This is a genomic window from Lysobacter sp. MMG2 (genome assembly GCF_016735495.2).
Classification (GTDB): Bacteria; Pseudomonadota; Gammaproteobacteria; order Xanthomonadales; family Xanthomonadaceae; genus Lysobacter_J.
Genome location: NZ_JAERQY020000003.1, coordinates 378653 through 403344 on the forward strand (window position 1 = coordinate 378653; position 24692 = coordinate 403344).

Genomic DNA, 24692 nt, shown 5'->3' on the forward strand with positions numbered 1-24692 from the left:
GCCGCGAGGCCGCGGCGCAGGCCCTCTCGAATGACCCCGGCAACCCCTGTTCCTGCGCACGTTTCCGCGCACACCGGTGCGGTCCCCACCGCTCCCGCCCTTTCCGTGCGCGACCTGCGCAAGACCTACGACCTCGGCGCCGGCAAGAAGGGCGTCCAGGCGCTCAAGGGCGTTTCGCTCGACGTCGCCCCTGGCGATTTCTTTGCCCTGCTCGGCCCCAACGGCGCCGGCAAGAGCACGCTGATCGGCATCGTCAGTTCGCTGGTGAACCTCAGCGAAGGTTCGGTCTCCATCTTCGGTGTCGACCTGGCGCGCAACCGCGATGCGGCGATGCGCCTGATCGGCCTGGTGCCGCAGGAGCTGAACTTCAACATGTTCGAAAAGCCGCTCGACATCCTCGTGAACTACGCGGGCTTCTACGGCGTGCCGCGCGCGCAGGCGATCGAGCGCGCCGAAGTGGAACTCAAGCGCGCGCAGTTGTGGGAGAAGGCGACGGTGATGAGCCGCACGCTCTCCGGCGGCATGAAGCGCCGGTTGATGATCGCGCGCGCAATGATGACGCAGCCGCGTCTGCTGATCCTGGACGAACCCACCGCGGGCGTGGACATCGAGATCCGCCGCGGCATGTGGAAGACGCTGAAGGAGATCAACGCCGCCGGCACGACGATCATCCTCACCACGCATTACCTGGAGGAAGCGGAAAGCCTGTGCCGCAACCTCGCCATCATCGACCGCGGCCGCATCGTCGAGCAGGGCCCGATGAAGGCGTTGCTGGCCAAGCTCGACGTGGAAGGCTTCCTGCTCGACATCGACGGCACGCTGCCCGCGCAGTTGCCTGTCATCGAGGGCACGACGCTGACCGCCACGGACGACCACACGCTCGACATCGAGATGCCGCGCGCGATGGACCTCAACCGCGTGTTCGCCGCGCTGGGCGATGCGGGCATCCGCGTGCGCTCCATGCGCACCAAGTCGAACCGGCTGGAAGAACTGTTCGTCCGCCTCACCGGCGAGAACGCGCAGGACAGCACCTCGCAGACGCCGCCGGAGCAGGTGGCATGAACGACATGACGCAGACCACCACGGAAATTTCCAACGCCCAGCGCAACCTCGTCGCACTGGGCACCATCGTGCGCCGCGAGGTCAACCGCATCCTGCGCATCTGGGGCCAGACGCTGGTGCCGCCGGCGATCACCATGACGCTGTACTTCCTGATCTTCGGCGGCCTCATCGGCTCGCGCGTGGGCACGATGGACGGCATCAAGTACATGGACTTCATCGTCCCGGGCCTGGTGATGATGAGCGTGATCCAGAACAGCTACGGCAACATTTCCTCCTCGTTCTTCGGCGCCAAGTTCGGCCGCCACGTCGAGGAGCTGCTGGTCAGCCCGATGCCGAGCTGGGTGATCCTCACCGGCTACGTGTCCGGCGCGGTGCTGCGCGGCCTGATGGTCGGCGTCATCGTGCTGATCATTTCGATGTTCTTCACGCGCGTGAGCATGCCGCACCCGTTCGTCACCTTCACCACGGTGCTGCTGGGCGCGACGATCTTCTCGCTGGCCGGCTTCGTCAACGCGGTGTACGCCAAGAAGTTCGACGACATCGCCATCGTGCCGACTTTCATCCTCACGCCGCTGACCTACCTGGGCGGCGTGTTCTACTCGGTGAAGCTGCTGCCGCCGTGGGCCGAGGCGCTGACCCATGCCAACCCGATCTTCTACATGGTCAACGCGTTCCGCTACGGCCTGCTCGGCGTGTCGGACGTGCCGCTGTGGGTGTCGTACAGCCTGATGCTCGGCTTCGTGGCCGCGCTCAGTGCGCTGGGCCTGTGGCTGCTCAAGCGCGGGGTCGGCCTGCGCAGCTGAGGCCCTGCTTCCTCTCCATTGCCCGCGCCGGGACGCTTCGGCTACAAAGGCGCGGGGGAAATGCGCGGGCCCCGGCCCGGGCGGGGGCATGCATGCCCGGTCGCCAATTGCCGCGATCCATCACAGGGGGAGAGGTATGAACTTGAAGGGAATTCTGGCGGCTGTGTTCGTGAGCAGCCTGTTGGTCGGCTGTACGGCGACGGTGCCGATCAACTACGCACCCAGCTCGGTCCTGACCGCGCAAGGCACCACGCAGGTCACCGCCTTCGGCTATGGACCGGCGCAGGCCGGCAAGGTCAAGCCGAATCAGGTGCGCAACACCGCGATGGGCAACATCTACTTCGAGAAGGACGTCTCGGTCATCATGCGGGACGCCGTGTTTTCCGAGTTGCGCTTCGTCGGGGTGAAGGTCGGCACCGAAGGCAACGTGCTGTCCGGCAACATCGAGGAGTTCCTCATCGACGACCTGGGCTACAGCGTCGACTGGACGCTGCGTGTGCGTTACACCGTCAAGGATGCCGCCGGTAAGGTGGTGTACGAGCAGGTCAAGAACACGCAGCGCAACACCAACAAGTTCGCCAACGTGTTCGGCGCGCTGAACGAGACGATCAAGCTCAACGTGGAAGAGATCATCAAGGATCCTTCCTTCCTCGGCGCGATCAAGGGCGCGTGAAACCCGGTGGCGTCCGCGCAAGCGGGCGCCACTTTTTGCGGTAACGTGCACGCAGGTTTTTGCGGACGGAGTTTGCATGCGCGTGCTCGTGCTCGGTGCCGGCGGCACCGGCGGTTACTTCGGCGGGCGCCTGGCCCAGTCCGGCGCGGATGTCACCTTCCTCGTACGCCCCGCGCGTGCGGCGCAGCTGGATGCGCATGGCCTGCAACTGCGCAGTCCGCTTGGCGACGCCGACCTGCGCGTCGCGCACACCACGGCCGATGCATTGCCTTCGCTCGCGGCGGCGCGCCCGTTCGACATGGTCCTGCTGAGCTGCAAGGCCTACGACCTGGACAGCTCGATGGAGGCCATCTCGCCTGCGATGGGCGAGGGCACGTGGGTTCTGCCTATCCTCAACGGCCTGCGCCATTACGCACCGCTGGATGCGCGCTTCTGTTCCGATCGCGTGGTCGGCGGTCTGTGTTTCATCAGCGCGATGAAGGGCGCCGCGGGCGAAGTTCGACACCTCGGACAGCCGGCCTCGATCACCTTCGGCGAGCGCTCGGGCGAGGCCGACAGCGCACGCACCGCGGCGTTCGCAGCGCTGTGCGCGGGTGCGCACGTCGATCACGTGCGTTCGCTACGTATCGCCCGCGAGCAGTGGAGCAAGTTCACCTTCCTCGCCACGCTCGCCGCGGCCACCTGCCTGATGCGCGCGCCGGTGGGCCGCATCAATGGCAGCGAGGGCGGTGAGGCGTTCATGCGCGCGCTGTATGCCGAATGCGTCGCAGTGGCTGCCGCAGAAGGCGAGCCGATCGACGCGCAGGCGCAGCAGACGGCGCTTTCCACGCTGACGGCTTCGGGCTCGCCGTTGAAAGCGTCGATGCTGCGCGATCTGGAAGCCGGGCAGCCCGTGGAGGCGTTGCAGATCGTCGGCGACATGCACCTGCGCGCGGAAGCGGCGGGATTGCACGCGCCGCTGCTGGCGACGGCGTGGGTGCATTTGCAGGCGTATGAGGCATCGCTCAACAAGGCGTGATGCCGCCTATGTGCCCTCACCCGCACCGTCATCCCGGCGAAGGCCGGGACCCAGGCTCGGGGCGCTGAGTAATCCTTCCTTCGGGCACTCTATTGCCGCTGAATTCTTCCTCATCGTCATTCCCGCGAAGGCGGGAATCCAGGGACTTTCCATGCTTTCGCAGCAAGCTGTCCGAATGGGTGATCGATCGCAACGGTTGCGAACATAGGCTACCGGCAAAGCGTGAAGAGGCCCTGGATTCCCCCCTTCGCGGGAATGACGGTGGAGTGGTTCACCGAAGAGGGAGTGCTCCTACGTTACGGGCCTGGGTCCCGGCCTTCGCCGGGAGGACGGTGAGAGTAGGCGTACGGTCAAGCGGCTCACCGCTCAATCACACCGCGCCCCATCCCCCTCCGCCCGGCACTGCGCCGGAAACCCATGCTCGCGCCAGTACGCCAGCAAACCGCTGCGCTGCAGGTACTGCGCGAAGGCCGGGTCGCGACGCAGCTCGCGCGATTCGGGTTGCCAGAACACCCACTGGTATGACGCATACCCCGACCGCTGCACCGCATCCAGCCCGGCGATATCGCGTGCGTAGTCGCGTCGCGGCAGCAGCAGGCGCGTGAAGTCGTAGGGCACCTGGCCGTATTGCGATCCGCGCTCGGCCTGCTCGATCAGCGGCAGCACCGCCGGCCAGCGCGACGGGTCGCGCAGTGCCGCCACCGCCGCCAGCTCCGATGCGCGCCACGGCATGTCGGCCGGCAGGCTCGAGGCAATGCGCTCGGCATCGTCGTAATCGCCGCGCCAAACCGCGTTGAAGAACAGCCCGGTGACCGACAGGCCCGGGTCGCCGAGGACGAGGTGACGGCGCGCTTCCTCATGCCGGCCCAACGTGTCGAGCACGCGGCCGCGCCAGAAATGGATGATCGGATCGAACGGCGCGATCGCCAGCGCCGCGTCGATCTCGCGCTGCGCCTCGTCGATGTAGCCCATCGTCGCCAGCCGCCAGGCATGCGTGCCGCGCACGACCACGTCCGACGGCGCCAGCACGAGCGAACGCCGCGACAGCGCCATGCACTCGTCCCACCGCTGCGCGCGGCAGGCGCGTTCGGCGAGCACGGTGTGCGCATCCGACTGGTCCGGGTCCAGCTGCAACGCACGCGCCGCGGCCTGCTCGGCCTGTGCGCGCAGTTCGTCGCGACCCGGCATCGGCGCCGTGGCCCGCTGCGACAGGATCGCCGCCAGCGCGCCCCACGCACGCGCGTAATCCGGATGCTCGCGCAGCATCTCGCGCAGCTCCTTCTCGGCGGTCATCAGCGCCGGTGTCGTGGATTTCTCGCCGCGCTGGCTGTAGCGGATCAGCAGGTATTGGCGGTACAGCGCCGGATCCTCGTTCGCGCCCGCGCTGCTCGGCGACAGGCCGAGCTGGAGCTGCAACGCGTTGGCGATCGCATAGCCGATATTGCGTTGGAGTTCGAAGATGTCGCGCAGCTCGCGGTCGAAGTCCTGCGCCCAGAGCGTGCGATCGGTACCGGCCTCGATCAGCCGCAGGTTGATGCGCAGGCGCTCGCCGTCCTGGCGCACGCTGCCTTCCAGAACGTGCGTGGCTTGCAGGCGGCGGGCGATGTCGGACACCGGCAGTCCGGCGTCGCGGAAGCGGAAGGCCGAGGTGCGCGAGGTCACGCGCAGGCCATCGATGTGGGCGAGCAGGCCGGCGAGTTCCTCGCTCAGGCCGTCGGCGAAGGCCTGGCTGCGCGGGTCGTCGCCCAGGGCGCGCAGCGGCAGGACGGCAAGCACCGGTGCGGCGGCCGAGCCCGGGGCGGAGGCGGGGGGCGGCGGCGGCGTGTCGCGGGACGCCCACCAGCTCCATCCCAGGCCCCCGACCGCCAGGGCCAGCACCGCCGAAAGCGCCCACAGCCATGCCCGACGCCGGGCGGGCGGCGCTCCATCGGCCGCGCCCACGTCATCTCCGGGTGCGCGCGAGGCGTCGGCGCTGTCGGCCATCGCTTCGGCCGGGTCGTCCCTTACGGGTGCTGTCGGGGTCGCGGCTGCCAGCGGGCGGTCGAACCGGTACCCGTAGCCATGCACCGTGTGCAGGTAGCGCGGGTGATGGGCGTCCTCGCCCAGGGCGTGGCGGAGCAGGGTGATGATCCGGTTGAGCACGCCCGGGGTGATGTGGCGGTGGCCCCAGACCGCGTCGAGGATCTCATCGCGCGAGAACACCTGCCCCGGCGCCCGCGCCAGCAGGCACAGCACGGCGAAGGCCTTGGGCTCCAGCGGCTGCAGTTCGCCCGCGCGCAGCAGGCGTCGGCCGGCGAGGTCGAGGGTGATGTCGTCGAATTCGAGCACGGGCGGGTCGGGGCAGGTCATCGGCGCGCGGGGGAAGAGCCCATTTACGGATACGCGGCCTGCCCGCTGACGCGGCCTAAGGTTTTCCCAAGCTTGGGATGGATCCCTCGCGATGCCCCCATGCCGCCCTCACCGCGCCCTCAAGACCCGGCGCGGCCTGGGCGCGACGCTGGCCCCACGGTCGGCCCTTCCGCGCCGCCCCCGAGGAGATCGCCATGAACGCTTCGTCCTTTTCGTTCCGGCCCGCCGCCGTCGTTCCCCTGGCCGCCGCCGCCCTCGCGCTCGCCGCCGCGCTGGCAGCCGCCCCCGCCTCCGCCCAGGAGACCGGCCCGGTGACGCTGGAAATCGACTGCGCCCGCCCGGCGCTGCCGAGCCAGCAGGACATCACCCGCCTCACCGGCGTGGCCAACTTCAGCCAGGCCTACGCCGTGCGCGCACGCCTGATGGGCGACGCCAAGCGCGCCTGCCAGTCGGCCGACAAGGTGCGGTTGGTGCTGGACGTGGAAGCCGACACACGCCAAGTGGCGCGCAGGTGATCGGCGCCTCAGCGCGGCGGCGGCAGGCGGAAGAACGCCCGCGCCGTCGCGGTGGTCGCAGCGGCGGTGGTCGCCACGTCCTCGCCGCGGTCGCGGGCCAGTTCCTCGACGATGTGCGCCAGGAACATCGGCTCGTTGCGGCGGTGCGCCGGCGCCGGCCGGATCGTGCGCGGCAGCAGGTAGGGCGCGTCGGTCTCGATCATCAGCCGGTCGGCCGGGATGTGCTTCACCAGCTCGCGCAGGTGCTGGCCGCGGCGTTCGTCGCAGAGCCAGCCGGTGATGCCGATGTGCCAGTCGCGGTCGAGGCAGTCGAACATCTCCTCGCGCGTGCCGGTGAAGCAGTGCACCACCGCCGGGCCGAGGCGGCCGTCGAAGTTGCGCATCATCGACATGAAGTCCGCGTGCGCATCGCGCTGGTGCAGGAACAGCGGCTTGCCCGTCTCGGCGGCGATCTGCAGCTGCAACTCGAACGCACGGCGCTGCGCCGGGCGCGGCGAGAAGTCGCGGAAGTAGTCCAGCCCGCATTCGCCCACCGCGACCACCTCCGCATGCGTGTGCAGCTCGCGCATCTCCGCGTCGCACTGCGCGGTGTACTCGGTGGCGTGGTGCGGGTGCACGCCGGCGGTGGCGAACAGCTCGCCCGGATGCCGCCTGGCCAGCTTCAGCGCCTGCGGCGAGTGCTCGCGGCTGGCGCCGGTGATCACCATCTGCGCCACGCCGGCCTCGCGCGCGCGGGCCAGCACCGCGTCGCGGTCGGGGTCGAAGGAGTCGTGGGTGAGGTTGGCGCCGATGTCGATCAATTCCATGCGCCCAGTTTAACGGCGGCGACGCGGCGCACCCGCGGTGTTGCATGGCCGCGTTCGGCCTGACGGGATACGGCGCGCAAACCAGCCCCGTCGGCGTCGAGCGCGGCCATGCAACGCCACGGGCAGGGATCGCCCGCAGCCGTCCCGTATCCTTGCGCGCGTGAATCGCACCGCCTTCCCCATCGACGAGCTGCTGCCGCGCATCCGCGCCAGCCTGGCCGAACACCCGCGCCTGGTCCTGGAAGCCCCGCCCGGCGCCGGCAAGACCACGCAGGTGCCGCCGGCGCTGCTGGACGAACCCTGGCTGCAAGGCCGCAGGATCGTGATGCTGGAACCGCGCCGCGTGGCCGCGCGCGCCGCCGCGCACTTCATGGCGCGCCAGCGCGGCGAGGAGGTCGGCGGCACCGTCGGCTACCGCATCCGCTTCGAGAACAAGGTGTCGGCCGCCACGCGGATAGAAGTCGTCACCGAGGGCATCCTCACGCGCATGCTGCAGGACGATCCGATGCTCGAAGGCGTCGGCGCGCTGCTGTTCGACGAGTTCCACGAACGCCACCTCTCCGCCGACCTCGGCCTCGCGCTCGCGCTGGACGTACAGGCCGGACTGCGCGAGGACCTGCGCATCGTGGTGATGTCGGCCACGCTGGACGGCGAACGCCTGGCGGACTTCCTCGACGCCCCGCGCCTGAGCAGCGCCGGCCGCAGCTTCCCCGTGTCGATCGCGCACTTCCCCGCGCGCCGCGAGGAAGCGCTGGAACACCAGGCGCGCCGCGCGGTGGAGCACGCGCTGGCGCAGCATCCCGGCGACGTGCTCGTCTTCCTGCCGGGCCAGCGCGAGATCGCGCGCGTGCAGGCCGCGCTGGAACAGGGGGCGTCTCCCGGCGCCGCCGACATCCTCACGCTCCACGGCGAACTTCCCGTCGAACAGCAGACGCGCGTGCTCCAGCCCGATCCCGACGGCCGCCGCCGCATCGTGCTGGCGACCAACGTCGCCGAATCCAGCGTGACCCTGCCGGGCGTGCGCGTGGTGATCGATTCGGGCCTGGCGCGCGAGCCGCGCTACGACCCCAACAGCGGCTTCGCGCGGCTGGACGTGGTGAACATCGCGCAGGCCTCCGCCGACCAGCGCGCCGGCCGCGCCGGTCGCGTCGCCGACGGTTGGGCCTGGCGGCTGTGGCCGGAATCGCAGCGCTTGGAACCGCAGCGCCGTCCGGAGATGGCGCAGGTCGAACTCGCCGGCCTCGCGCTCGAACTGGCCGCCTGGGGCGATGCGAACCTGCGCTTCGTCGATGCCCCGCCGCCGGGCGCGCTCGCCGCCGCGCGCGAACTCCTGCAGCGGTTGGGGGCGCTCGACGGCGCCTCGATCACGCCGCTGGGGCGGCGCATGCTCGCGCTCGGCACGCACCCGCGGCTGGCGGCGATGCTGCTCGCGCCGAACGACCGCAGCGAACAGGCGCTGGCCTGCGACCTCGCCGCGCTGCTGGAAGCGCGCGATCCGCTGCGGCCGTTACCGGGCAAGCAGCGCAGCGACTCGGCGGCCGAACGCTGGCAGGCGCTGGCGGCCTTCCGCGCGGGGCGTGTCGCACCGGATGCCTCGCGTTCCTCGCTCGCCGCGCTCGACCAGGCCGCCAAGCAATGGCGTCGCCGCCTGCGCCTGGACGCCGCACCGCCCACCAACGCGCCCGCGCACCGGCTCGGCGACGTGCTGCTGCACGCCTTCCCGGACCGCATCGCGCGTCAGCATCCGTCCGATCCGTACCGCTACCAGCTCGCCAACGGCCGCAGCGCGAAGCTGTTCGACGACAGCACCTTGTACGGCGAGCGCTGGATCACCATCAGCGAACTGCGCGACGACCCGCGCGATGCACGCATCCTGCGCGGCGCGCCGCTGGACGAGGCGCGCTTGCAGCGCGACTTCCCGCAGCGCTTCGTCACCCAGGACCGCGTGGTCTGGGACGCGAACGTGCGCGGCATCGCGGCGGTGCGCGAAACGCGCTTCGACCGCATCGTCATCGAGAGCAAGCCGCTCGCCAAACCCGACCCCGCGCGCTACGCCGATGCGCTCGTCGATGCGGTGCGCCAGCTCGGCCTGCGCGCGCTGCCGTGGACGGCGTCGCAATCGCAATGGCGTGCGCGCGTGCGCTGTCTGCGCGCATGGATGCCGGACCTCGACGGCCTGCCCGACCTGTCCGACGCCGCGCTGCTGGAATCGCTGGACGAGTGGCTCAAGCCCGCGCTCACCGGCAAGACGCGGCTGGACGCGCTGGACGAAGCGGCCTTCGGCGAGGCGCTGAAGTCCGCCACGTCCTGGGCGACGCGGCAGAAGATCGACGCGCTCGTGCCCACGCGCATCGTCGTGCCGTCGGGGATGGAACGCGGCATCGAGTACGCGTTCGACGGCGAGGCCGACGCGCCCGTCGCGCCGGTGCTGGCGGTGAAGCTGCAGGAGTTGTTCGGCCTGGCCGACACGCCGCGCATCGCCGATGGCCGCGTGCCGCTGACGCTGCACCTGCTCTCGCCCGGCGGCAAGCCGTTGCAGATCACGCAGGACCTGAAGGGCTTCTGGGACCGCACGTATCCTGAAGTGAAGAAGGAAATGAAGGGCCGCTACCCCAAGCATCCGTGGCCCGACGATCCGTGGAGCGCGACGGCGACGCATCGGGCGAAGCCTCGCGGGACGTAGGGCGATCCGTCATCCCGGCGAAGGCGGGGACCCAGGCGCTCAAGCTTCGCCGCGCCCAAGACGTCATCCCCGCGAAGGCGGGGATCCAACTCCCAGGCGGATCACGCTCGACGGAAGGCATGAGGCTGTTTGCCTTGGATGGGGCTGCCGTTCGGCAGCCCAAAAGCCCCGCCTCCGAGGGAATGACGGCATTGTGCTGCCCTCAGCCCAACCCCTCTCCCGCGAGCGGGAGAGGGGCTTCACCGCGTCATCCGCACCGGCGACCCAGCGCCTAAACTCGCGCCATGACCCTCTCGCCGCTCGACCAGCCCGAATTCCTGCCGTTCAAGCTCGACCTCGTCGGCCGGCGCGTGCTGTGGCTGCGCTTCGATGCCGCGCAGCGGCGCGAGGCCGCCTTCCTCGACGATCGCGCGATCCCGCCCAACGCCGAGGGCGGCTGGCTCCCGCTCGACGCGCTGCTCACGCATCGCGTGCCCGCGTCGCCGCCGGCGCACGCGATCTTCCACATCGGCCACTGCGGCTCCACGCTGCTCAGCCGCCTGCTCGAAGCCTGGCCGCAGGTGCAGGGACTGCGCGAACCGCTGCCGCTGCGCACGCTCGCCGAGGCATGGCCGACGCTGGAGGAACCCGTTTCGCGCCTCTCGCCGATGCAGGCCGAACAGGCGCTGCACGCGCTGTGGTCGCGTTGGTCGCAGGCATTGCCGCCGCAGTCGCGCAGCGTGGTGAAGGCGACCAGCAGCTGCAACGGCCTGATCGCACCGCTGCTGGAGGGCCAGCCCGGCCTGCGCGCGGTGCTGCTGGACATGCCGCTGCGTGCGTACCTGGCCACGCTGCTGAAATCGCCCGCGTCGGTGTTCGATGCCGCCAGCGCCGCGGCCGAGCGCCTGCGTTACCTCCAGTACCACGGCGTCGCGCGCCACCTCGCGCTGCACCAGATCCCGCTGCACCGGCAATGTGCGATGGGCTGGCTGGCCGAGCAGATGCGCTTCGACGCCATCGCGCGCGGGCACGACGGCGATCGCGTGATCCGCATGGACTTCGAGGCGCTGCTCGCCTCGCCGCAGCGCGAGCTGCATCGTGTCGCGGTCCACTTCGGCCTCGATACGGAACGCGTGGACGAGGCGGTCGCGTCGCCGGCGTGGGGTCGCTATTCCAAAGCCCAGTCGCACGGTTACGGACGCGACGACCGCGCGCACGACCTGGCGCTGGCGATGCAGACCTTCGCCGACGACATCGCCGACGCGGAAGCCTGGGTCGCGGCGCTGGCGGCGATCTAAAGATTCCGACAGCGTCGCGGCGGGCGGCGCGCTCCAATAATGTGCGAGTAACCAATGCCGACCCCGTCACCCACCCTGGAGGCGCCATGCGCCGTGTTCATCCGGCCCCGGCGCCCGCGCCACGGGCCCTGCGCTAAGCTGCGCCGCGCATGTCCGACTTCGCCGTCCACACGCTCATGGACACCGGCACCGTCAAGGTGAAGGACGTGTTCTGCGCGGGCACCTGCCGTCATCGCAGCGCCGAGGAATGCGCGGCGGCGACGCACCTGGTGTTTCCGTATCGCGGCCTGTACGCGCGCCACGTCGGCGCCGATCAGGCCGTCGCCGATGCGAACCACGTGCTGTTCTTCAATGCGGGGCAGGGCTATCAGGTCAGTCACCCGGTGGACGGTGGCGATGCGAGCCTGGTGCTCGCGGTGGCGCCGGAACTGCTGCGCGAGCTTTCGCCCTCCGGTCTGATGCAGCGCCACGACGAGCCTTCGTATCGACTGCAATCGCTGCGCATCGATGCACGCGCGCAGGCGCTGGTCGCGTTGTTGCGTCACAGCCTGCGGCACGGCGGCATCGAACCGCTGGAAGCCGAAGTGCTGGCGGTGACGCTGGTTTCGCGCAGCCTCGGCCCGCGCACGGCGCACGAAACCACGGCCACGCAGGCGCGGCGGCGATTGGTGGATCGCGTGAAGGTATTGCTCGCCAGCGACCTGGGCCGGCAATGGAAGCTGGCCGACATCGCCGCGCAGATCGGCGGCTCGCCGGTGTACCTCACGCAGGCCTTCGCGCAGGTCGAAGGCATGCCGCTGCACCGCTACCACCTGCAGCTGCGGCTGGCGCGCGCGCTGGATCGCGTGGCGCAATGCGAGGACATGTCGGCGCTGGCGCAGGACCTGGGCTTCTCCAGCCACAGCCATTTCAGCGCGGCGTTCAAGCAGGCCTACGGCCGCACGCCGAGCGCGTTTCGCACCGCGGCGCTCGCCAAGAGCGCCTGACGCGCCGCGCGATCGCTAAAGAATCCGACAGCGCGCCACGCGCGCAGATGGTCTCCTGACGTTGCCCGGAATCGCCGGGCCTGAAAGGAGCGTGTCATGAGCGAGAACACCTGCGCCGTCTGCGATTACCCGCTGGACGAGAACCGCGTGGAAGTGACCATCGGCGGGCGCGCCGTGGAAGTGTGCTGCGAGGAATGCGCGCAGAAGCTGCGCGAAGCCGAGCGGAGCCGCTGATGAACGCGTCCACCTTCCCCGCCGCGCGCCGCAGCGTGGCGACTCCGTCGGGCACCATTGCGTACATCGAACACGGACGCGGCCCGGTGGCATTGTTCGTCCACGGCGTGCTGCTCAACGGCCATCTGTGGCGGCACCAGCTCGATGCACTGAACGACGTGCGTCGCTGCATCGCGGTCGACCTGCTCGCGCACGGCGACACGCAGGCCGCCGACGGCCAGGACGTGTCCGTCACCGCGAACGCGCACATGCTCGCGCAGTTCCTCGACGCGCTGGGCATCGATCGCGTCGATCTAGTCGGCAACGACAGCGGCGGCGGCATCTGCCAGATCTTCGCCGCGCTGTACCCGCAACGGCTGCGCAGCCTCACGCTGACCAACTGCGATGCGCACGACAACTGGCCGCCGGAAGCGTTCCAGGGGTTCGTGGCGATGGTCGCGGCGGGTGGTCTTGCGGACACGCTGCGCGCGATGGTGGACGACAAGGACGTGTACCGCGCCGCGCTCGCGCCGGCCTACGAGCGCGCGGACCTCGTCACCGATGCGACGATCGACACCTACCTTCAACCGTTCGTGCGTTCGCCACGGCGACTGGCCGAGCTGGAGCGTTTCGTCAACGCGTTCGATTGTCGGCACACGTTGGCCATCGAGGACGGCCTGCGCAGGTTGCAGGCGCCGACACTGATCGTGTGGGGCACCGACGACGTCTACTTTCCGCTGGAGTGGGCGGGCTGGCTGGAACGCACGATCCCGGGCACGACGCGCCGCATCGACTTCGAAGGTGCGCGGATCTTTTTCCCGGAAGAGCGCGCGGCAGAGTTCAACCGCGAACTGCGCGCGCACCTGCTGGCGGTGCAGGCGCGTGCGCCGCTTGCCGATGCCACGGCGTGAGGTGTCGGCGATGAACGATGCGCGCAATGTGAACGGACCGGTCGTCGTGTATGGCGCGACCGGCCACACCGGACGCTTCATCGTCGCCGAACTGCTGCGACGCGGCCGCACGCCCGTGCTGTGCGGCCGCGACGTGGTACGGCTGGCGGAAATGGCGCGCGCGCATCCTGGGCTGCGTTGCCACGTGGCCGCCGTGGACGATGCGGACGCACTGGACGCGGCGTTTGCCGGAGCGGTGGCCGTGATCAACGCCGCGGGGCCGTTCCTGGACACCGCCGTGCCGGTGATCGAAGCGGCGCTGCGTGCCGGCGCGCACTACTTCGACACCAGCGCGGAGCAGCGCGCCGCGCATGACGTGTTCGCGCACTACAACGAACGCGCGCGCGCGGCGGGCGTGGTGGCGATGCCGTCGGTCGCGTTCTACGGCGCATTCGCGGACCTGCTGGCGACCGCCGCGATGGGCGATTGGGACGAGGCCGATGCGATCGACATCGCCGTCGGCCTGGACGGCTGGCATCCCACCGCCGGCACGCGCGTCACCGGAGAGCGCAACACCTGGCCGCGTTGGATCGTCGAAGGCGGGCAATTGCAGGTGCTGCCCGATCCACCGCCCGTTCGCGAATGGGACTACCCGCCGCCGCTGGGAACGCAGGACGCGGTGATGCTGTCGCTGTCGGAGATCGTCGCCATCGCCCGCCACGTGCGCTGTCCGCGCGTGCACGCCTACATGAACCTGGCCCCGCTACGCGACCTGCGTGATCCGTCCACGCCGCCGCCGGAAGCGGCGGACGAACGCGGCCGCTCGGCGCAGTGCTTCGTGCTGGACGTGCGTGTGCGCCGTGGCGCGCAGGTCCGGCGAAGCGTGGCGCAGGGGCGCGACATCTATGCGGTAACCGCACCGTTGATCGTGGAAGCGCTGGAGCGCGTGCTCGCCGGACACGCGCCTGGTGCGGGCGCGTGGTCGCCCGGCGAGGCGTTCGATGCGTGCGATTTCCTCGACGCGTTGTCGCCGGAGCACTTCGCCTGGCGCGAAGAGGACGGCGGTGCGGATCAGTGTTCGCGTCGCAGGAACACTTCCCAGCCGCCCACCAGTCCGTAATGGTGCGGAAACAGGCGCCCGGGCCACTTCAATGCATACGCCAGCACGGTGCGCGCGAAGTGCCGGTCGATCGTGGTTTCGACGATCGACGGCGCCGAACGCAGGATGCGGTAGTCGTGCGCCATGCCCAACCGGTCCAGCGCGCCGTCCCAGAATCGCGCACCCATGTCGTGCACGTGCCCGGGGTAGGTGAAATCAAGCGAGGTGCCGAGCGTGCGGGCCAGCTTCATCAGCGGCACCACGTGCGGCGTGCGCGCGTAGAAGATGCCGCCGGGCTTCATCGCCGAAAGCAGGTGCAGCAGTACCGGTCGGGGTTCGGGGATGTGTTCCAGGACGGCGCTTGCCAGCACGATGTCGGCCATGCCCGGCGCAATGCGTTCGACGTCTGCCACGCGCTCGAACTGGATGCGGGCATCGCCGGGATCCGCCGTGGACGGTGAGTGGTCCACCAGTTCGATGCGTACGCTGCTCGCGCCGTGCGCGAGGAGCTCGCGCGCGATCAGCGCCGAGTGAGTGCCGTCACCGCCACCGAAGTCCACCATCCGCAGCGCACGTCCCTCCAGGGCACCCAGGTGCGGCCCGCCATGGCGGTACACGTGACGCGCGAAGCGGGTGGGCCGATCGAAGGTGACGCCTTCCTCGCCGTTGTCGTAGTAGCCGGCGTAGTAGCGGTCCAGCACGTCGGGGCGCGGCATCCTGGAGGCCGATGTCGCCTCGCAGTCGAGGCAGTGCATCAAGGCGACGTCGGGACTTTCCTGCAACGGCAGCACGCTGCGGCGATTGCGCGAGCCGCAGATCGGACAGTCGGGCCGCGTGGCCTCCAGGTCCGCCTCGTCCATGTGGGCAGAGCAGTGGTACGCGGCAGCGCGCATAGGCGGCGAATTCCGGTGGGATCCGCCGACAGTATCCCGGCGCCTGTGCAGGCCAGGACAAGACGCGCGTCACGCCTCAGGTGTCGGCCCACATCCGGAACAGGTTCGTCCGCAGCGATTCCAGCAGCACCTGCAGGCGCTTTGGGTCGCCGCCGCCGGAGGCGATGGCGCGCGCTTCCTCCAGCTGCACCAGCAGTTCGCGCCGGCCGGCGTCGGCGACCCAGCTTTGCAGCCAGGTGATCGCCGCGATGCGCACGCCGCGCGTGACCGGCGTGACGCGGTGGATCGTCGTGGAGGGATACAGGATCGCGCTGCCCGCATCCAGGCGGTACGACAGCTCCTGTGCGCCGAGCTGGATTGTCAGCTCGCCGCCGTCGTACTCGGAGGGATCATTGAGGAACACGGTGCACGACAGGTCGCTGCGGATCGGCGGCGTGGATGGGAACAGCGCTTCATCCACGTGCCAGCCGTAGTTCATGCCCGGCTCGTAGCGCACACAGGTGGTGCGCGCCATCGTGCGCGGCTGCGCGAACACGCGCAGCTCCGGCACGCGCATGAGCGCGTCGCGGGCCATCAGCGCGATGCGCTGGTTGACCGGATCGTCCTGCGGCGCCTGCAGGTTCTGCTTGATCGTGGAGTCGGGGTTGGTCATGCGCCCGTCGCCGAAGCGGATCTGCGGCAGCAGCTCGCGCACCGTCTGCAATTCCGCGGCGGAGAGCACGTTGGGCAGGACTCGGATCATGGCGGCGCCGCGCGGTGTGGGTGCGGCCATGATCGGCATTCAGCCGGGGGCCGGCAACCGGGCCCCGCGCTCACACCGCTTCAACGATGGCTTGCCGACACTGCACTCCGCTTTTCGCGAAATGGAATGGGCACCATGACGAAGCTGACTTCGCTCCCCGAACGCGCGCTCGACCTGGCCTCGCTGGTCGGCGAGAACCTTCGCCACGTTGGCGAGAACCTGCGCCACACGGTTCCCTCGGTAACGCAGCACGCCGGCCAATGGCTGGAAACCGGCGCCAAGCTGGGCGCACTCAAGACGGGCGCGCGCGTCGCGGGCGGCTTCGTGCGGCGCAATCCGGTGCTGGTCGCGGCAGCCGTCGCGGGCGCGGGGCTGCTCTGGTACGCCGCCAAGCGTCGTGCGCGCCGGGCCGAGGAAGAGCTGAATGGCCAGGAGGCGATCGAAGGCAGTTCGCGCCGGGTCGAAGCGCGTCGTGGCAGCGGCCGTCGCGCGCCGGCGGCGCGTCATCGCAACGCGACGACGCGGGAGTCGCACGTCGAGCATTGAATCGCGCGGAACCATGACGCCAGGCGAATGGACCCAAAGCTGTCATCCCCGCGAAGGCGGGGATCCCGCGTTCCGACGCAACCCCGCTCGCCGGAGGCCGTGACTGACGCACAGTCGGGTTCCCGCCTTCGCGGGAACGACAGCTTCATGCACTAAAGCGAGGCAGCCTGTTGGCCGCGATCACACCGTCGTCGGCGACGGCACTTCCGGCAGCTCGATGATGAAGCGGGCACCGCCGTTGCGGCGCGGTTCGTACCAGAGCTGGCCGCCGGCACGCGCGATGATGCGCTTGGCCAGCGACAGCCCGAGCCCGTTCGACAGCCCGTTGTATTGCGGGTCGTCGTGCAGGCGCACGAAGGGCATGAACAGCTCCTTCTGACGCTCGGGCGGAATGCCCGGGCCGCGGTCGGCCACGATCAGCTGCCAGTAGCCCGGCGCGCCCGTGCGCGCGGTGAGCAGCAATTCCGAATCCGGCGCGTACTTCATCGCGTTGGTGACCAGGTTTTCCGCCACCTGGCGCAGCACGCGCGGGTGGATGTTCACCTGCGCCAGCCCCGCCGGCGGGCGCAGTTCGACGCGGATGCCGCGCGCTTCCAGCTGCATCTCGTAGCGCTTGTGCAGCCATTCCAGCGTTTCGCCCAGGTCCGCGCGCCCACCGCTGGCGGCTTCGTCCGGACGCGGATCGGACTGGCTTTCCAGGTAATGGTGGATGTAGCCCAGTGCGTCGTCCGCGCTCTCGTGGATCATCTGCAGGTAGCGCGGAATGCGCTCGGACTTGCACAGGCCGCTGCGCAGCAGTTCGGCGGCGAAGACCACGCTGCTCAGCGGGTTCTTCAGATCGTGCGCGACCAGGTTGACCAGCTCTTCGCGCTCGCGCGCCACGCGTTCCAGGCGGTCGCGCGTGAGCTTGAGGCCGACATGCGCGTTCACGCGCGCCAGCAGTTCTTCCGGCAGGAACGGCTTGGTGACGTAATCGACCACGCCCGCGTCGAAGGCGCGCAGCAGCAGGTCGCGGTCGTGCGCGGCGGTGACGAAGACCACCGGCACCTGCAGCGGTCCCAACTCGTGCAGCGCGGCGATGACATCGAAGCCGTCCATGCCCGGCATCATCATGTCGAGCAGGATCAGGTCCGGCGGGCTTTCGATGTAGCGCTGCAGGGCTTCTTCGCCGGAACTGGCGGAAATGACTTCGTAACCCTGACGCGCCAGCAGCGTGCCGACCACGCGCAGGTTTACGTTCTGGTCGTCGACGACCAGGATCCGGCCCGAATTGCCTGCGGCTATGACCATGCTGCGTCCCTGTCCCCGGGGCAGCGCAGCCCCCCTTCGCGCCGCGGTTTCATTGAGGCAGACGGTAGCAGAAAGGCGGCCGATTGCGTGCATGGCGTCCCCGGAAGAGCGGTTGAGCGCGCCCGGACCCTCCATGGGCCGGATCGGCAACACGGCGTTGCAAACGCATCCGCCCCGTCGCATAGAACGCATCGCATCATGTGTCCCCCTACTCGCGTGCCGACCCCCATGCGCCCCGATCGTCGCCCCCTTGGCCGATCCTCCCTGCGTGTCGCTCCGTTCGCCCTGGGCGGCAACGTGTTCGGCTGGAGCGCCGACGAGGCGACCACCTTCGCCCTGCTCGACGCCTTCGTCGACAGCGGTTTCGACCTCGTGGACACCGCCGATTCGTACTCGTACTGGGTGCCCGGCCACCAGGGCGGGGAGTCGGAAACGCTGCTGGGCCGCTGGTTCGCCCGCAGCGGCAAGCGCGCGAAGGTGATCGTGGCGACCAAGCTGGGCAAGTGGGAGCGCCATCGCGGGCTCGCCCCGGACACGATCCAGGCGGCCGTGGAGGGTTCGTTGCGGCGCCTGCAAACCGACGTGATCGACCTCTACCAGGCCCACGAGGACGACGCGTCCACGCCCCTGGCCGACACGTTGGGAGCGTTCGCCCGCTTGATCGAGCAGGGCAAGGTGCGGGCGATCGGCGCGTCCAACTACTCCGCCGCGCGTCTGGGCGAGGCCCTGGACGTGGCGGAGCGCCACGGCCTGCCGCGCTTTGAGACCCTGCAGCCGGAGTACAACCTCTACGCCCGCGCCGGCTTCGAGGCCGCGCTGCAACCGCTGGCGCGCGAGCGCGATGTCGCGGTGATCCCGTACTACGGCCTGGCCAGCGGTTTCCTCACCGGCAAGTACCGCAGCGAGGCCGACCTGGGCAAGAGCGCGGCCCGTGCCGGCGCGATCGGCAAGTACCTCAACCCGCGCGGACTGCGCATCCTGCAGGCGCAGGACGATGTCGCCTCCGACCTGCGCGCCACGCCGGCGCAGGTCGCCCTGGCGTGGCTGATGGCGCAGCCGACGGTGGCGGCGCCGATCGCCAGCGCGACCAGCGTGGCGCAGCTGCACGAGTTGCTCGCCGCGGCGCGGTTGTCGCTGGGCGCCGCGCAGCTGGCGCAACTGGACGAGGGCAGCGCGGAATGAGCACGACCGTCTCCACCGCGCACCCGCACGCGGCGCGCCGCGTCGGCCTGGCGATGGCCGCCACCGGCGCGATCCTGTTTTCCGCCAAGGCGATCCTGGCGAAGTTCCAGTACCGGCACGGCATCGACGCCCTCGATGTGCTGGCGCTGCGGATGTTGTTCTCGCTGCCGCTGTTCGTAGCGCTGGGCATCCGCGAGACGCGCCGGCCCGGTCACGCGCGCATGACGCGCCGGGATTTCGGCCTGATCCTCATCCTGGGCGTGCTCGGCTATTACCTGTCGAGCCTGTTCGACTTCTGGGGCCTGGAGTACGTGCCGGTCTCGCTGGAGCGGCTGATCCTGTTCCTCAACCCCACCTTCGTGCTGCTGATCGGCGTGTTCGCGTTCAAGCGAAAGGTCGCGCGGCGCGAATGGATCGCGCTGGCGGTGAGCTACGCGGGCGTGGCGCTGGTGTTCGTCGAGAACCTGCGTGTGGAAGGCGAGCACATCCTGCTCGGCAGCGGCCTGGTGCTGCTGGCGGCGCTGAGCTACGCGCTGTACCTGTCGATGTCGGGCCAGCTCATCGCGCGCATCGGCTCGCTGCGCCTGGTGGCGTATGCGATGTGCGTGTCGACCGCGGCGACGCTCACCCACTACGTCATCGCACGCGATCCCTCGCACCTGCTGGAACTGACGCCCACGGTGTATGGACTGGCCGCGATCAACGCGTTCTTCTGCACCTTCCTGCCGGTGACCTTCACGATGGGCGCGGTGGCGCGGCTCGGTGCGGGCACGACGGCGCAGCTGTCGGTGCTGGGGCCGGTGTCGCTGGTGTTCCTGGGCGCGTGGTTGCTGGGCGAGCCGATCACGGCCGTGCAGTTGGTCGGCACGGCGGTCGTGGTGGGCGGCGTGCTGCTGCTGACGCGGCGCGGGGCGAACTCGGTGCCGGTGCCGGTGGAGGAGGAGGCGCGGTCGAGTCCGCAGGCTTCGCGCTAATTGCGCTTGGGGCAACGCTCTTCGTCATTCCCGCGAAAGCGGGAATCCAGCGCCTTGCGCTTTCAAACGTCTGAAGTCGCTGGATCCCCGCTTTCGCGGGGATGCCGACGATGGGGCCTAAAGCCGTTCGGCGTCGGCGCGCTCGCGTACCTGGGCCAGCGTCCAGTCGCTCAGAAGTTCGCCGTCTTCCCACACGGTGACCAGCGCGTCCTCGCAACCGGGCGGCGCGTGCGCGGCGTCCAGCGAAACGGCCTCGCCCGGCAGCGCGATCGTGCGGTACTCACCGGATCCGGCATGCCGCACCAGCGTCATGCGCCCGCGCTTGCTCGCCTTGCCCTTGTCGGTGACAGGGTCCTTGTAGACGTCGATCCACCGGCCGTCCACGCGCGCGGCGGAGCACTTCAGCGCGAACTTCTGCGTGTCGCGATCCAGCCGTTGCAGCAGCGCGCCGCCCATGCCGAAGGCGAGGTTGTCGGTGGCGTAGCCGGCGCGCGTGGCGCGTTCGAGGATGGCGCGGATGCTGGTCGGGTTGATGCCGTCGCCCTGGATCACGCGCACGTGCCGCAGCACGCGGTAGCCCTTTGCATTCACGTCGTGGCCGAAGGCCTCGTCCAGCCGCAGCAGGCACTGGTGCACCACCTCGACCGGATCGCCGGAATCGGGCCGGATCACCACCGTCGCGCCGGAGGCGATGACTTCATCGCGCAACGTGCGGCCCCAGTGCTCGGACACGGCGCGGTAGATGTCGTAGCTGTCCGAGACCACCGCGACGATCGCCCCCGGACGCGCGAACTGACGCAGCATGTTGCGGTAGGCATCGACCTCGCGTTCGCGGCCCCAGGCGGTGATCGTGCTGTGCTCGGCGGCGGGGATGGAATGGGCCGCCATCGGTTCGTGGTAGTAGGCACGCGCCGCGAGCAGGCCGGACACCGTGTCGGTGCCCCTGAAGTTCACCAGGTGCGAGAGCCCGCCGATCGCCGCCGATTCCGTACTCGACACGCCGCGCGCGCCGAAGTCGTGCAGCTTGTACGGCAACTGGCCTTCGGGATCGTCGCTGGTGCGTTCCAGGAACTGGCGGATCGTCTGCTTCGCATGCCAGCTCGTCGTCGCCACGGTCACCGGATACCACAGCCGCAGCAGCAGCGTTTCGACGTAGGAGGGCACCCAGCATGCGTGCGGATCGGTGGATTCGATCGTTACCAGCGCCTGGTGCGTGGGCACCACCGTGCCTTCGGGAACGGCGCGGATGCGCAGCGGCAGGCGGCCGTCGTGGCGTTGCACGATGTCGCGCCAGCCGGCCTCGTTGAACGGCTCGCCGTGCGCGGCGAAGAGCTCGCGCGCCTGGTCGATGTCCTCGTGCGTGATGCGCCGCGACAGGTACTGCTTGAGGATCGTCTGCAATCCGAAGAACACCGTGCGGTCGTACAGGCCGCCGCGCGACTCGACGTAGAAGAACGTCGCGTCCGTGCCCGGCGGGTACTGCAGCCAATGGCTGGCTTTGTAGCTGTCGGTGTTGAGGAGCAGGTTGTCGAGGAAATCCATGGCGTCGTATCCGGGCGGTGCGGCGATGGTGTCCGGTGGCGCCACGGGCGCGCTTGATCGGACGCAACGATCGGCGACGGCATCGTGCGCTGCGCGGCGTCATGGCCGCGCCATTGCATTACACGGCGCGCCACTCGCCCGGCGCGAGGCCCTCGAGCCGATGCGCACCCACCGCCACGCGCACCAGCCGCAGCGTCGGCAGGCCGATGGCGGCGGTCATGCGTCGAACCTGTCGGTTGCGGCCTTCGGTGATGGCGATCTCCAGCCACGCATCGGGCACGGTCTTGCGGAAGCGCACCGGCGGATCGCGCGGCCACAGCGCCGGAGGCTCGATGCGCTTCACCTTCGCCGGGCGCGTCGGTCCATCGTTGAGCACCACGCCGTGCCGCAGTGCGTCGATCTTCGTCTCGTCCGGCTCGCCTTCCACCTGCACCCAATAAGTCTTGGGCTGCTTGTGGCGCGGGTCGGTCAGGCGATGCGCGAGCGTGCCGTCGTCGGTGAGCAGCAACAGCCCCTCGCTGTCGTGGTCGAGGCGACCGGCCGCGTACACATCCGGCGGCAGGCCGAACTCGGCCAGCGTGCGCCGCGGCGGCGTGCTGCGGTCGGTGAACTGGCACAGCACGCCGTAGGGTTTGTTGAAGGCGATGAGCATGGAAAGCCGGGATTCGGGAATCGAGATTCGGGATTCGTAAAAGCAGGCTTGCCGCGAGGGGGATCCGCTCTTGCGAATCCCCATTCCCGAATCCCGAATCCCGTTTTTACGGCTTCACAAACCGCAACGTCATCCGGTCGCTCTCGCCGATCGCCTTGTACTTCGCATCGTCCTTGGCGTCGTGCTGGTTGGTCGGCGGCAGCGTCCACACGCCGTTGGGATGGTCGGCGGTGTCCTTCGGGTTCGCGTTGATCTCGCTCTTCGCGTCGAGCTTGAAGCCGGCCTTCTGCGCCAGTTCGATCACCAATGCTTCGGTGAGATAGCCGGAGGTCTTCATCTTCTCCAGGTCCGTGCCCGGCTTGGCGCGGTGGTCGACCAGGCCGAGCGTGCCGCCCGGCTTGAGCACGTCGAAGAACGCCTTGAAGTACGCGTCCGCCGTGCCGTCGTCGACCCAGTTGTGGGCGTTGCGGAAGGTGAGCACGACATCGGCCGAACCGGCCGGGCCGAAGTTCGGTGCCTTGGGATCGAAGTTGCGGACTTCCGGTTTGCCGTACACCTGCGTGTTGGCGAAGCGCTCGCCCATCGCCTTGCTCTGGCGGTAGCGGTACTGCGGCTGGTTCGGGATCGCGGGGTCGTACATGGCCGCGACGTACTGGCCGCTGTCCTTCAGGTAGGGCGCGAGGATTTCGGTGTACCAGCCGCCGCCGGGGGTGATCTCCACGACGGTCTGGTTCGGCTTCACGCCGAAGAAGCTCAGCGTCTGCGCCGGATGGCGGTACTGATCGCGCAGCACGTTCTTCGGATCGCGCGTGGTCGAGGCCAGTGCGGCCTGCAGGGCCGGATCGACGGCGGCGCTCGCGGCGGCCTTCGCTGCGGGCTTGGCTTTGGGCTGCGCGGCCATGCCGGCGTGCGCGACGAGCAGGGCGGGAACGAGTGCGGCGAGAAGCAGGCGTTTCATGCGGATCTCCATGCGGTGGACGGGGGCGACCGGTGAACGGGGCGCCAGACTACCGCCAACGCCGTGGCCGCCACCATCAACGGACGGCACGGGGGCGGCGTTTGGGCGGGGCGGGCTTGCGCGACGCCGGTTTGCGCGCGGGCTTGGCGACGCGTGGCGTCATCGCGTCGCTGGTCGCGTATTGCGCGGCTTCTTCCAGGAGCCAGTCGCGGAACAACGCCAGACCGCGGTGATCGCGCGAACGCGACGGGTACACGAGGTAGTGGGCGAACTCGGTCTTCAGCCGCTCGTCGAACAGCTCCACCAGCCGCCCGGCCTCCACCAGCGGCCGTGCCAGCGTCACGCGGCCGAGCACGATGCCCATGCCTTCGGCGGCGGCACGGTGCAGGTTTTCCGAGTCGTCGAAAATCGCCACGAACCGCGCCGGCGGTGTGCCGCCGTAGCGCGCGAACCACTCGCTCCAGCGCCCGCCGGGCGCGCCGAGCAGCGGGAACTCGCTCAGGTTCGCCAGGGTCGGGCGGCCGAGGCGTTCGATCAGCGCCGGGCTCGCGGTCGGGGTCATCCAGTCGTCGAACAGGTGCACCGCTTCCAGCCCCGGCCACTTGCCCGGGCCGAAACGGATGCCGGCGTCGATGACGGTTTCGCGCGCGAAGTCGATGGGATCGACGTTGGATTGCAGGCTGATCTCCAGCTGCGGATGCGTGGCGAGGAAGCGCGGCAGGCGCGGCACCAGCCAGCTGGAAGCGAAGGAAGGCATCAGCGTGAGGGTGAGCGCGTCGTCGCGGCGCACGCGGCGCGGCGCGAGCGCCTGTTCGATCGCCTCCAGGTGCGGCGCGATGCGGTCGTACAGCGCCTGGCCGTGCTCGGTGAGTTTCACGCCGCGCGCGCCGCGCACGAAGAGACGACGGTCGAGGCGTTCCTCGATCGCACGGATCTGATGGCTCAAAGCGCTGACGGTGAGGTGCATCGACTCGGCCGCGCGGGTGAGGTTCCCTGCGCGCGCGGCGGCGATGAATCCCAGCAACGCCTGCAACGGCGGACGACTCATTCGACCTCCTCCCGGGAACCCTGCGCGGGGCTTCAATCCTTGAGCCAGATTCAACGCTGGCTTGCAGAACCGTCGCTTTTTCAGGCCCTGGCGCGGGCGTATCTTGCAACTCAATCAAGGAAGTTGTCCACGCCAGGCAGGCCATCGCACACCGGGAGTACGCCATGAACGTCTTTACCAATCTGCTGTTCCCGCAGGACAACCACGCCGAGCCCCGCGCCTTTGACGAGGGCGACGATCGGTATTCCACCGGTTACGGCAACCGCATCGCTTCGGCGCGCTTCTTCGGCCATCTCGGCCACGCGAAGGCGGCGCGCGGCGAGAAGCCGGCAGTGTTGCCGTTCGACGCCGGTCTCGCGCTGGGCGGCTGCCGCTGACGCGCCTTTTCCGGCGTACGGCGGGAGTGATTCGTCCAATGCATCCTGCCGCGTGAATGCCTCCGCTGATCCGCTCGCTCAACAAAGTCCACCAGATCCGCTCGAACCTTCCCG

24 protein-coding genes are annotated in these 24692 nt (G+C 69.5%); 15 read left to right on the top strand and 9 right to left on the bottom strand.

Annotated features, from left to right (window positions below; all coding sequences use genetic code 11):
• Nucleotides 1–30 precede the first annotated feature (30 nt).
• The 4 genes from JI752_RS13625 to panE all read left to right on the top strand — a co-directional run bounded on the left by JI752_RS13625 (nucleotide 31) and on the right by panE (nucleotide 3556).
• A complete protein-coding gene (locus tag JI752_RS13625) occupies nucleotides 31–1062 on the top strand; it encodes an ABC transporter ATP-binding protein (protein ID WP_216964952.1) in 1032 nt (343 codons plus the stop codon).
• A complete protein-coding gene (locus tag JI752_RS13630; RefSeq protein WP_216964954.1) occupies nucleotides 1059–1865 on the top strand; it encodes an ABC transporter permease in 807 nt (268 codons plus the stop codon). The genes JI752_RS13625 and JI752_RS13630 overlap by 4 nt, the downstream gene beginning before the upstream one ends.
• A 169-nt stretch (nucleotides 1866–2034) precedes the next feature.
• Nucleotides 2035–2538: a hypothetical protein gene (locus tag JI752_RS13635; protein ID WP_216964956.1), complete on the top strand. Its 504-nt coding sequence runs from the start codon at nucleotides 2035–2037 to the stop codon at nucleotides 2536–2538.
• A gap of 76 nt (nucleotides 2539–2614) precedes the next feature.
• The gene (gene panE, locus JI752_RS13640; protein ID WP_216964958.1) at nucleotides 2615–3556 is read left to right on the top strand and encodes a 2-dehydropantoate 2-reductase; all 942 of its coding nucleotides are present in this window, start codon (nucleotides 2615–2617) and stop codon (nucleotides 3554–3556) included.
• Between the two features lie 366 nt (nucleotides 3557–3922).
• On the opposite strand, the gene JI752_RS13645 is transcribed toward panE, so the two are convergent.
• Nucleotides 3923–5884, bottom strand: a complete 1962-nt coding sequence (locus tag JI752_RS13645; protein ID WP_216964967.1) for a winged helix-turn-helix domain-containing protein — start codon at nucleotides 5882–5884, stop codon at nucleotides 3923–3925.
• A 215-nt stretch (nucleotides 5885–6099) separates the two neighbouring features.
• Here JI752_RS13645 and JI752_RS13650 point away from each other — a divergent pair, with 215 nt between their 5' ends.
• Nucleotides 6100–6420 (top strand): hypothetical protein, encoded by a 321-nt coding sequence (locus JI752_RS13650; RefSeq protein ID WP_216964969.1) that lies wholly within the window; start codon nucleotides 6100–6102, stop codon nucleotides 6418–6420.
• Between the two features lie 8 nt (nucleotides 6421–6428).
• Here JI752_RS13650 and JI752_RS13655 read toward each other — a convergent pair whose 3' ends face one another.
• A complete protein-coding gene (locus tag JI752_RS13655) occupies nucleotides 6429–7226 on the bottom strand; it encodes a TatD family hydrolase (RefSeq protein WP_216964971.1) in 798 nt (265 codons plus the stop codon).
• Between the two features lie 160 nt (nucleotides 7227–7386).
• Between JI752_RS13655 and hrpB the strand changes: the two genes are divergently transcribed.
• The 6 genes from hrpB to JI752_RS13685 all read left to right on the top strand — a co-directional run bounded on the left by hrpB (nucleotide 7387) and on the right by JI752_RS13685 (nucleotide 14395).
• Complete coding sequence (gene hrpB, locus JI752_RS13660; RefSeq protein ID WP_216964973.1) at nucleotides 7387–9909, top strand: ATP-dependent helicase HrpB; 2523 nt, start codon at nucleotides 7387–7389, stop codon at nucleotides 9907–9909.
• Between the two features lie 284 nt (nucleotides 9910–10193).
• On the top strand, nucleotides 10194–11186 hold the full coding sequence (locus JI752_RS13665) for a sulfotransferase (protein WP_216964975.1): 993 nt from the start codon (nucleotides 10194–10196) through the stop codon (nucleotides 11184–11186).
• A 149-nt stretch (nucleotides 11187–11335) separates the two neighbouring features.
• Complete coding sequence (locus tag JI752_RS13670) at nucleotides 11336–12172, top strand: AraC family transcriptional regulator (RefSeq protein ID WP_216964976.1); 837 nt, start codon at nucleotides 11336–11338, stop codon at nucleotides 12170–12172.
• Nucleotides 12173–12268: 96 nt separating this feature from the next.
• A complete protein-coding gene (locus JI752_RS13675; RefSeq protein ID WP_216964978.1) occupies nucleotides 12269–12406 on the top strand; it encodes a hypothetical protein in 138 nt (45 codons plus the stop codon).
• On the top strand, nucleotides 12406–13296 hold the full coding sequence (locus JI752_RS13680) for an alpha/beta hydrolase (protein ID WP_216964980.1): 891 nt from the start codon (nucleotides 12406–12408) through the stop codon (nucleotides 13294–13296). Before JI752_RS13675 ends, JI752_RS13680 begins: the two co-directional genes overlap by 1 nt.
• Before the next feature lie 10 nt (nucleotides 13297–13306).
• Nucleotides 13307–14395, top strand: coding sequence for a saccharopine dehydrogenase NADP-binding domain-containing protein (locus tag JI752_RS13685; protein WP_216964982.1), 1089 nt, complete (start codon nucleotides 13307–13309; stop codon nucleotides 14393–14395).
• Here the strand turns inward: JI752_RS13685 and JI752_RS13690 are convergent.
• Nucleotides 14347–15234: a methyltransferase domain-containing protein gene (locus tag JI752_RS13690; protein ID WP_216964984.1), complete on the bottom strand. Its 888-nt coding sequence runs from the start codon at nucleotides 15232–15234 to the stop codon at nucleotides 14347–14349. The two genes, JI752_RS13685 and JI752_RS13690, sit on opposite strands and share 49 nt — an antisense overlap.
• Nucleotides 15235–15343: 109 nt before the next feature.
• Nucleotides 15344–16039, bottom strand: coding sequence for a Fe2+-dependent dioxygenase (locus tag JI752_RS13695; protein WP_216964986.1), 696 nt, complete (start codon nucleotides 16037–16039; stop codon nucleotides 15344–15346).
• 105 nt (nucleotides 16040–16144) lie between these two features.
• Here JI752_RS13695 and JI752_RS13700 point away from each other — a divergent pair, with 105 nt between their 5' ends.
• Nucleotides 16145–16555 (top strand): hypothetical protein, encoded by a 411-nt coding sequence (locus tag JI752_RS13700; RefSeq protein ID WP_216964989.1) that lies wholly within the window; start codon nucleotides 16145–16147, stop codon nucleotides 16553–16555.
• 180 nt (nucleotides 16556–16735) lie between these two features.
• Here the strand turns inward: JI752_RS13700 and JI752_RS13705 are convergent, their stop codons facing one another.
• Nucleotides 16736–17845 (bottom strand): hybrid sensor histidine kinase/response regulator, encoded by a 1110-nt coding sequence (locus JI752_RS13705; protein WP_216964991.1) that lies wholly within the window; start codon nucleotides 17843–17845, stop codon nucleotides 16736–16738.
• 228 nt (nucleotides 17846–18073) lie between these two features.
• Here JI752_RS13705 and JI752_RS13710 point away from each other — a divergent pair, with 228 nt between their 5' ends.
• Both JI752_RS13710 and JI752_RS13715 read left to right on the top strand, forming a co-directional pair.
• Nucleotides 18074–19027, top strand: coding sequence for an aldo/keto reductase (locus JI752_RS13710; protein WP_216965388.1), 954 nt, complete (start codon nucleotides 18074–18076; stop codon nucleotides 19025–19027).
• Nucleotides 19024–20001, top strand: a complete 978-nt coding sequence (locus JI752_RS13715) for a DMT family transporter (RefSeq protein ID WP_216964993.1) — start codon at nucleotides 19024–19026, stop codon at nucleotides 19999–20001. The genes JI752_RS13710 and JI752_RS13715 overlap by 4 nt, the downstream gene beginning before the upstream one ends.
• A gap of 117 nt (nucleotides 20002–20118) precedes the next feature.
• Here the strand turns inward: JI752_RS13715 and JI752_RS13720 are convergent, their stop codons facing one another.
• The 4 genes from JI752_RS13720 to JI752_RS13735 all read right to left on the bottom strand — a co-directional run bounded on the left by JI752_RS13720 (nucleotide 20119) and on the right by JI752_RS13735 (nucleotide 24201).
• Complete coding sequence (locus JI752_RS13720; protein ID WP_216965390.1) at nucleotides 20119–21543, bottom strand: nicotinate phosphoribosyltransferase; 1425 nt, start codon at nucleotides 21541–21543, stop codon at nucleotides 20119–20121.
• A gap of 118 nt (nucleotides 21544–21661) precedes the next feature.
• Nucleotides 21662–22195 (bottom strand): pseudouridine synthase, encoded by a 534-nt coding sequence (locus tag JI752_RS13725; RefSeq protein ID WP_216964994.1) that lies wholly within the window; start codon nucleotides 22193–22195, stop codon nucleotides 21662–21664.
• A 106-nt stretch (nucleotides 22196–22301) separates the two neighbouring features.
• Complete coding sequence (locus JI752_RS13730) at nucleotides 22302–23153, bottom strand: methyltransferase (RefSeq protein ID WP_216964997.1); 852 nt, start codon at nucleotides 23151–23153, stop codon at nucleotides 22302–22304.
• A gap of 76 nt (nucleotides 23154–23229) precedes the next feature.
• Complete coding sequence (locus tag JI752_RS13735) at nucleotides 23230–24201, bottom strand: LysR substrate-binding domain-containing protein (RefSeq protein ID WP_216964999.1); 972 nt, start codon at nucleotides 24199–24201, stop codon at nucleotides 23230–23232.
• A 164-nt stretch (nucleotides 24202–24365) separates the two neighbouring features.
• Here JI752_RS13735 and JI752_RS13740 point away from each other — a divergent pair, with 164 nt between their 5' ends.
• Entirely contained in the window at nucleotides 24366–24578 is a 213-nt protein-coding gene (locus tag JI752_RS13740) for a hypothetical protein (RefSeq protein ID WP_216965001.1), read from the top strand.
• The last annotated feature ends 114 nt before the right edge of the window (nucleotides 24579–24692 follow it).